At 68.6% G+C, this 8,081-nt stretch carries 7 protein-coding genes and 1 pseudogene; 3 read left to right on the forward strand and 5 right to left on the reverse strand.

What is annotated here, in order from left to right; genetic code table 11:
* A partial coding sequence (locus JMF90_RS13780) for a cytosine permease (RefSeq protein WP_201325164.1) occupies window positions 1-540 on the reverse strand: 540 nt, incomplete at its 3' end.
* A 235-nt stretch (window positions 541-775) separates the two neighbouring features.
* On the opposite strand from JMF90_RS13780, the gene JMF90_RS13785 reads away from it, so the two are divergent.
* Both JMF90_RS13785 and JMF90_RS13790 read left to right on the forward strand, forming a co-directional pair.
* On the forward strand, window positions 776-1,027 hold the full coding sequence (locus JMF90_RS13785) for a hypothetical protein (RefSeq protein ID WP_156349344.1): 252 nt from the start codon (window positions 776-778) through the stop codon (window positions 1,025-1,027).
* A gap of 196 nt (window positions 1,028-1,223) precedes the next feature.
* Window positions 1,224-1,775 carry a DUF3005 domain-containing protein gene (locus JMF90_RS13790; RefSeq protein ID WP_011548029.1) on the forward strand — a complete coding sequence of 184 codons (552 nt, stop codon included), beginning with the start codon at window positions 1,224-1,226 and terminating at the stop codon, window positions 1,773-1,775.
* A gap of 107 nt (window positions 1,776-1,882) precedes the next feature.
* On the opposite strand, the gene JMF90_RS13795 is transcribed toward JMF90_RS13790, so the two are convergent.
* Together JMF90_RS13795 and JMF90_RS13800 are read right to left on the reverse strand one after the other, a co-directional pair.
* A complete protein-coding gene (locus JMF90_RS13795; protein ID WP_011548028.1) occupies window positions 1,883-2,644 on the reverse strand; it encodes a DUF4397 domain-containing protein in 762 nt (253 codons plus the stop codon).
* Between the two features lie 282 nt (window positions 2,645-2,926).
* The gene (locus JMF90_RS13800) at window positions 2,927-4,234 is read right to left on the reverse strand and encodes an MFS transporter (protein ID WP_011548027.1); all 1,308 of its coding nucleotides are present in this window, start codon (window positions 4,232-4,234) and stop codon (window positions 2,927-2,929) included.
* A gap of 539 nt (window positions 4,235-4,773) precedes the next feature.
* Here JMF90_RS13800 and JMF90_RS13805 point away from each other — a divergent pair.
* Window positions 4,774-5,220 (forward strand): MarR family winged helix-turn-helix transcriptional regulator, encoded by a 447-nt coding sequence (locus tag JMF90_RS13805; protein ID WP_006491051.1) that lies wholly within the window; start codon window positions 4,774-4,776, stop codon window positions 5,218-5,220.
* Window positions 5,221-5,245: 25 nt separating this feature from the next.
* On the opposite strand, the pseudogene JMF90_RS13810 reads toward JMF90_RS13805, so the two are convergent.
* Window positions 5,246-7,518, reverse strand: a pseudogene (locus JMF90_RS13810) (molybdopterin cofactor-binding domain-containing protein).
* Window positions 7,519-7,749: 231 nt separating this feature from the next.
* Window positions 7,750-8,081 (reverse strand): isochorismatase family protein (locus tag JMF90_RS13815; RefSeq protein WP_201325165.1); only part of this gene is annotated, 332 nt, incomplete at its 5' end.

Genomic DNA, 8,081 nt, shown 5'->3' on the forward strand with positions numbered 1-8,081 from the left:
CCCGAAGATCGCATTCTGGTCGAACGCGGCGAGGCCCGGCCAGATCGCGGTGAGCAGCACGCGCAGCACGACGGACGCGAGATAGGTCTGGATACCGAACCATGCGATCGCGATCACCGCGCGGATCATCGCGGGCAGCATCGCGCCGTAGATGCCGAAGCTCATCCGGCTGATCACCGGGAACGGCACGCCGGTTTTCTGGCCCATGTAGCCGGTGAGGTTCATGAAGCCGTACACGAGCACCGCGCCGATCGCGAGCGACGCGAGCATCTGCCAGCCCGACAGGCCGAGCGCGAACAGCCCGATCGCGAACGAGTAGTTCGCGATGTTGTGCACGTCGTTGGTCCATAGCGCAAAGATGCTGTAGCGGCCCCAGGTCCGGCCTTCGGCCTGGGTCGGCGCGAGATCGGGGTTGTGCAGCCGCGGGCTCAGCGCGGGATCGCGCGCGGCCGGGTCGGTTCGATGCGATGCGTCGTCCGCGCCGAGCCCGAGGCCCGCGCGGTGAATGGCTTCCAGTTGCACGCCGTTGTCTCCTTCCATGTGCGGGGCACGAAACCGGCTGCGTGTCGTACGCGGCGCGGGCCGGGCCCCGGTGGACGTTATGTCTCGGATTTGTTCGCGAGTATGGGCGGCGGCTACCACGATGGGAAATTAAATATTCGGCTGGGCGTCATTTGAAAAATGAATGAATCGCGTCAGGCCGCGGCGGCGGGGGGAACGGCATGCAAATTGCGAGTGAACGGGTTCCATCCACATCGACATCAGCGGAGGTGTCATGCAGCGATATTCCATTCGTCACGTATCGCGAGCCGTCTTCGCCGGCATCCTGATCGCGGGCCTGGCGGCAGGCGCGGGTTGCCAGAAGAAGGGCGACAACGGCGCGGCCAGTTCAGATTCGAGCGCAGCGAGCGGCATGTCGGCCGCGCCTTCCACCGCGCCTTCGACCGCACCGTCGGGCACGCCGAGCAGTGGGGCGGACGCCGGCGCGAGCCTGCCGGGTGCGGCCTCCGCGCCGAGCGGCGGCTGACCGCCGGCGGATAGCCGGGGCGGACGGTGCGTCAGCGCGCCGTTCGCTGCTGAGGTGCGGTGCCCACTGGCACGCGCGCCGGACGGCGTGCGCGCGCGGCCGTGCGCATGAAAGATTTGCAAGGACCGTTGTAGCGATTTCCGGCCCGGCGGCGACGGCGTGACGCCGGCGTCCGCCGGCCGGGCAAGGAGGTGCGATGCAGAACGCGGAATCGAACCCTACCCCGGAAAAGCAGCGGGAACAGATCGAGAAGAGCCCGGTGAAGACGCCGGCGGCCGGCGACATGCCCGACGCGGCGACCCAGGCGGCGCAAGTGGCGCGGCGTCCGCTGACGCCGGAAGCGGTCGCCGGCAAAATGCCGACCGGCCTGCCGGAGATCGACGTCGACGCGCATGCGGTCGACAGCGGCGACCCGGTACGTCGGGCCGCCGGCCGGATCGTCACGCTCGACAACGCGAACATGGCGATGACCGACAACACGGTCGACGTCGACGGCAAGGGCATGGAGGCGCGTACCGGCGCGTCGGAGCTGCAGGACAACGTGATCTATTCGAACGCGTCGCTCGACGAAGCGGTCGATACGCCCGACGAAGGGCTCGGCGGGATCGAGAGCAGGCCGTCCGGCAACATGCCGCAGATCGCGACGCGGCCGGGCTGGCGGGTGCGTCATGTCGGCGACGTCGATGTCGAGCATGGTGACAGCACGCGTGCCGAGCACGTGATCTGCCTCGAACGGTCCGACGACTGATAGCGGCTATTGATACCGGCGATTGATACCGGTCTTCGAGGTATTCGACACGCGGCGGCCGGTGCAAATCGCACCGGCCGCCGCGACCGTTTCCGGCCCGTGCTGCGTTACTGCGGCCCCAGCTCCTGCGCGGACGTATCGGCGTCGTTGCCCTGCGCGACCAGCACGTGGATGTCGTTCGGCGTCACGTCGCCGACGCCGCCGGACGGAATCGTCAGGAGCAGCCAGTCCGCGTTGTTGCCGATGCTGACCGGCGCGGTCTTGAGAATCGGCGACTTGCTGCCGGCCGTCGTGACGACCACCTGGTACGTGCCGCCGTTCAGGTAGACCGAATCCTGCGTCGTTGCCGGTACGGCATTCTGGTAGGCGGCGCCCGCCATCGTCGGGCTGACCGTCGTGATGTCGGTGCCCGGCGGCACGACGTACACGTCCACGTTCTGCGCATTCGGCGATGCGTTGAAGCTGCGCACGCGCGCCTTGTCCGACAGCAGGCCCTTGTCGTACGGGTCGTCGATGACGGAGATCAGCGACGTCGTGCTCGGCAGCGCGATCGTCGTGTAGTGGTGGCCGTTCGCGGCGCTGAACGCCTGGGACGCGATGGTCGTGGTCGTCCCCGACACGTCGTAGCTCGCGGTCTGCGTGCCTGAATCGACGTCGTGATAGCGCGTCACACCCTTGTAGGCGACGCCCGACTGGTCGACCTTCCCGTTCAGGTAGTAGTCGAGGTTCGGGCCGGCCGGCACCGCGTTGATGAAGCGCGCCTGCGGCTTCGAGATACCGAGTACGGTGCCGGCGTCGTCGCCGCCGCCGCACGCCGCGAGTACGGAAATGACCGAGCACAGGGCCACTATCGTTCGTATTGATTTCATGTTGTCCTCTCGTTCAGGGAACCTGCTTGCGATGCAGAACCGCCGCGTGACGGATCGCGCGGGGCGCAGCGCCGGTTGGAAGGCAGATGACTGTCCGCCGGATGGCGGGCGCGAGGATGTCGCAAGCGGTGTGCCTGTGCGAGGAAAAAGCGGCGAACGGCGGCGGGGGAAGCGCGCACGCGCCGGCGTGGCGGCGTGCGCGGGATGACGCGAGGAGCGGGAGCAGACCGCGCGAATCGGCACGGTTGTAAAAAAGCAGCGTTGCGCGCGCGGCGCGATACGTCAGCGGTTCACGAGCCGGGCCGGATACGCGAGCGCGAGTGCGCAGCCGACCAGCATGCACGCGGCGAAACCATACAGACCCGCGCTTTGCGAATGGAACGTATCGCGCAGCCAGCCGATGAAATAGGTGCTGCCGAACCCGCCGAGGTTCGCGATCGAGCATGCGAACGCGATGCCGCCGGCGGCGGCCGAGCCCTTCAGGAACGTCGATGGCAGCGCCCACACGACCGGCATCGCGGCGGCCGCGCCGGCGTTGATCAGCGAGAACAGCAGCACCGTGCCGAGCGTGCCGTGCGACGACGAAGCCGCGATCGCCAGCGCGACGGCCGACACCATGAACGGCACGACGATATGCCAGCGGCGTTCGCGTGCGCGATCGGAGCTGGCGCCGCAGTACAGCGTCGCGAGCACGGCGGCGGCGTTCGGAATCACCATCAGCCAGCCGATGTGATATGCGTCCTTCACGCCGGTGTCGCGCAGGATCGTCGGCAGCCAGAAGCTCACCGCATACAGGCCGAGCAGCACGCACAGGTCGATCAGGCCGAGCGCCCACACCTTCGGATCGGAGAACGCCTTGCCGAGCGCGTGGCTCTTGTTGCCGGACGGATCGGCGTCGAGATTCGCGCGCAGCACCCGCTTCTCGTCGGCGTTCAGCCAGCGCGTGGATTCGATGCCGTTCGGCAGCCAGCGCAGCACCGCGAAGCCGAGCAGCACCGACGGCAGCGCTTCGAGCAGGAACAGCCACTGCCAGCCGCCGAGCCCGTGCGCGCCTTCGAACGCACGCATGATCCAGCCGGAAATCGGGCTGCCGATCATGCTCGACAGCGGCAGGCCCACCATGAACAGCGCGACGATCCGTGCGCGACGTGCATCGGGATACCACTGCGTCAGGTACAGCAGCACGCCCGGCAGGAAACCGGCTTCGGCGGCGCCGAGCAGGAAGCGCACGACGTAGAACTGCACCGGCGTGTGCACGAACATCGTCGCGCCCGACAGCAGGCCCCACGTGATCATGATCCGCGCGATCCACAGCTTCGCGCCGACGCGTTGCAGCACCAGATTGCTTGGGACTTCGAACAGGATGTAGCCGGCGAAGAACAGCCCGGCGCCGAGGCCGTACACCGTGTCGCTGAACTTCAGCGCATCGAGCATCTGGAGCTTCGCGAGACCGATGTTGATGCGGTCGAGATAGGCCGCGAAGTAACACAGGCAGAAGAGGGTGATGAGGCGCAGCGTGACCTTGCGATAGAGAGGGCCGTGGGGCGCGTCGTCGGGGGAAACGGCGGCGCTCGGGTGTGCGGTAGACATGGGACTGCCCCTGTTCGAGTGTGACGGATGAATGGGTGGCTCGATCGTCGCGAGCGGGACGTTCCGCTGCGCACTGGAGTCTGTATATCACGTCAAATACGTAGCGTACACACTAGAAAATACCGAAGCGCACAGGCACGTATGCGGTCATCTTAAGGCAAGCGTTTGCATGACAAAAGTCCGTGTTATCAAAGGGGTTTTGGATGATATGGAGTGTGCGCTGAAAAGATGGGCGCACAGGCGATGGCATGCACGAATTTCGTGCGTATGCACTCAAAATTGAAGTGTGTGCGCGAAAGCCGTCGGCAGCGCACGCATGCGCGGGCGGTAGCCGCCGCGACGGTGTGCGGCTGGCCGGCACGCCGCCGTGACGGGCTGGCGATCCGCCATGGATCGGACGAGCCTCACGCGCCGCTTGCATGCGATTCCGCGAACCCTGATGCACCGCAATGACGCGAGCGGCCAGCCGCCGGCCACGCCGATTTGAGGGTGTACACTGCTTGTCTTTCATTTGCATGCAGGCAAGGGCTTGCACTCTCATGGCGTCTTCCAAGGATTCGTACGATTTTCACGACCAGGTCGGGCATCTGCTGCGCCGCGCGTATCAGCGGCACGTTTCGATTTTCCAGGAAGCGATTCCCGATTCGGATCTCACGGCCGCGCAGTTCGTGACGCTGTGCGCGGTCAAGGAGCGGCAGGCGTGTTCGCTGAACGACATCGTCAAGGCGACCGCGATCGATCAGGCGACGATTCGCGGCGTCGTCGAGCGTCTGAAGACGCGCGCGCTGATCGAGGTGTTGCCCGACCCGAACGACGGCCGCAAGCTGATCGTGCGCGCGACCGCGGCCGGCCTCGCGCTGATCGACCGCACGGTGCCGTTCGCGCGGCAGGTGACCGAGCGCACGTACGGCGCGCTCAATCCCGGCGAACGGGTCGCACTGCAGTTCCTGCTGCGCAAGATGATGGAAGAAGACGGCGATGCCTGACGGGTGGCGCGCGGCCCAGACCCATCTACGTCGTGACGGGCGCTGCCGCGTCGGCGCGCATCAGCCGGCCGGCCTCGTGTAGCCGGGCGCGCACGGTTTCCGGCGTAAAGGGCGGCGCGTAGAACCGTACGCCGGTGGCATCGAACAGCGCATTCGCAACTGCGGCCGGGCCTGGCACCGATGCCGATTCGCCCGCCCCGAGCGGCGGTTCGCCTTGCCTCGGCATCAATACGACGTCGACGTCCGGCACTTCCGCGAACGTCAGGATCGGGTAACTCGCCCATTCGCGCGACGCGACCTTGCCGTCCGCGAACCGCACGCGCTCCTTCAGCGTGCGGCTCAATACCTGGATCACGTTGCCGTGGATCTGGTGGCGCACGCCATCCGGGTTGATCATCGTGCCCGTGTCCTGTCCGACCGTCACGCGCTCGATGCGGACCTCGCCCGACACGCGATCGACGCTCAGGTCGACGATCCAGGCCGACCACGCCGCGCCGAAACCGGGGAAGCGGCTGTGCACGTAGCGCGCATACGCGATCCCGCGGCCGCGCACGAGCCGTGCTTCGTCGCGTTCGTCGGGCGGGCGCGGCACGCGTGGCGTCCACCCTGCGCGCTCGGCCACCGCCTGCAGCAATTCGATCGCACGCGTGTCCTGCAGATGGCGAATGCGGAACGCGAGCGGATCGACGCCGGTCAGCGCCGCGCATTCGTCGACGAACGCATCGTGCGCGAACGAGTTCGGCAACGCCGACACGCCGCGCAGCCACGACGCCCGCACGAGCGGCGCGAGATCCTCGCAGACGAAGCGACGATGCGGGCTGGCATACGGCGACACGGCCGTGCGGTCGCCCATTTCGAACACGCGCGGCGCGGGCGCGATCGCGCCGGTCAGCAGCGCCGCGAGCAGCGGCGCGTCGTTCGACGGATAGCGCGTCGTGAAGTCGTAGCCGAGCAGGCGGCCGTCGCGCGTGACGGTGCCCGTCACCTGCATCGACTGGCCCGCGCCTTTCGGTTCCCACAGATGTTCGTCCGCGCGCGACAACTGCACTCGCACCGGGCGGCCGACCGCGCGCGACAGCAGCAGCGCATCGCCGCACACGTCGTCCGCACCGTTGCGGCCGTAGCAGCCGGCCGCTTCCATCCGCACGACGTCGATATCGGCCTCATCGCGCGCGACGAGCGTCGCGAGGTCGTAGCGCAGCGACACGGGGTTCTGCGTGCCGGACCACACGGTGATCCGCCCGTCACCGGGCGCGCGGTAGTCGGCGAGCGCGCACGACGGACCGATCGAGCCGTGCATCTGGAACGGCCATGCATAGGTGCGCGATACCGTGAGCGTGTCCGGTTCCGTTCGCGCGGCGTCGACATCGCCTTCGTCGAGCAGCACGCGGCGGGTGGCCGGCGCGGCGGCGATCGCGGCGGCCGGCGCGTCGAGCGGCGGCAGCGCGGGAAGCGGCCGCCACGTCACGCGCAACTGGCGCGCGGCGCGGATCGCGTGCTCCTCGCGCTCGGCGACACCCCGACGAAATCGCCGAGCGCGACGACGGCCACGAGCCCCGGCACGTCGGCTACCGATGCGCGATCGACGTCCACCAGCGACGTGCCGACGAACGGGCCGCTGTCGTGGCCCGCATACGGCGGCCGGACGACGCGGCCGTGCAGCATGCCCGGCACGCGCATGTCGTGCACGAACGTGAGCTGGCCGGTCGCCTTCGCGGGCAGGTCGACGCGCGGCGACGCGCGGCCGACGATCCGGTAGTGCGCGGGGTCTTTCGTGCGGGTGTTCAGGTCGAGCGTCAGCGCGATCCGCCGTGCGGCGACGAGCGCGGCGAACGTGACCGCCTGTCCATCGGCTGAAATCGATCCATCGTCGATGTTCAGCCGCTCGACATCGACGCCGAACCGCTCGGCGGCGAGCGCCAGCAGCGCGTGACGGGCCTGCGCGGCCGCGCAGCGCAGCGGCGTCGCGGAAATCTGGATCGTCGCGCTGGCGATGGTCGGCCCCTGGTTCGGCGTCGCGGCCGTGTCGCCGAGCACCATTGTCACGCGCGCGGCCGGCACGTCGAGTTCCTCGGCGACGATCTGCGCGAGCGACGTGCGAATGCCGGTGCCGAGATCGACGTGTCCGTTGAACGCGAGGATGCGGCCGTCGTCGAGAATCGCGACGAACACTTCGGGCAGCGTGGGCACGTACGACGACAGGCTGCCCGGCTGGCCGGGCGCCGGCTTCACGGGCGGGGCCGGTGACCGGATCACGGTCAGGCAGCCGGTGTGCGCGAGCAGTTCGGAGCGGTTCACGGGGGAGAGATCCTGTCGAGGAAGGCGCGGCCGGTGCCCGGCCACGACGAAGGCGGCGTGCGGGCAGCGCGCGGCGCACGCGAGACGGCGGCAAGCCGCGGCGCGGCGGCGCATGCGGTCAATCTAGGTCGCCAAAACCGCAGCGTCAATGGCGCGCGGGTGCGGGCGTAGCCACCGCTCACGCCGCCCGAACCGCCCGAACCGCCGGAGCCACCCGCGCGCCGTGGCAGTTCAGCGTGCCTGCACGGCATCGATTGCCGCGATCGCATCGTCGAGCGGCATCACGGCCGCATATTTCTGCTGCATGTCGAACAGGTTCGCGTCGTGCGGCGCGATCGCGCGATCGCCGACGCAATCGGCGAGCACGAGCGGGCGAAACCCGTGCGACATCGCGTCGACGACGCTCGCGCGCACGCAGCCGCTCGTCACGGCGCCCGCGACGAGCAGCGTCTGCACCGCGCGCTGCGCGAGCCACGGCGCGAGCTGCGTGCCGAAGAACGCGGACGGCACGGTCTTGCGCACGACGAGTTCGCCCGGCGCCGGCGTGAGCTCGGGCACGATCG

The organism is Burkholderia sp. E168m23, from assembly GCF_016586125.1.
Lineage (GTDB): Bacteria > Pseudomonadota > Gammaproteobacteria > Burkholderiales > Burkholderiaceae > Burkholderia > Burkholderia orbicola.

What these genes read in the sequence shown, in the direction of transcription:
- JMF90_RS13805 (WP_006491051.1), top strand. Translation starts at nt 4,774, where the DNA reads ATGGCGTCTTCCAAGGATTCGTACGATTTTCACGACCAGGTCGGGCAT.
- JMF90_RS13800 (WP_011548027.1), bottom strand. Translation starts at nt 4,234, where the DNA reads ATGTCTACCGCACACCCGAGCGCCGCCGTTTCCCCCGACGACGCGCCC.
- JMF90_RS13795 (WP_011548028.1), bottom strand. Translation starts at nt 2,644, where the DNA reads ATGAAATCAATACGAACGATAGTGGCCCTGTGCTCGGTCATTTCCGTA.
- JMF90_RS13785 (WP_156349344.1), top strand. Translation starts at nt 776, where the DNA reads ATGCAGCGATATTCCATTCGTCACGTATCGCGAGCCGTCTTCGCCGGC.
- JMF90_RS13790 (WP_011548029.1), top strand. Translation starts at nt 1,224, where the DNA reads ATGCAGAACGCGGAATCGAACCCTACCCCGGAAAAGCAGCGGGAACAG.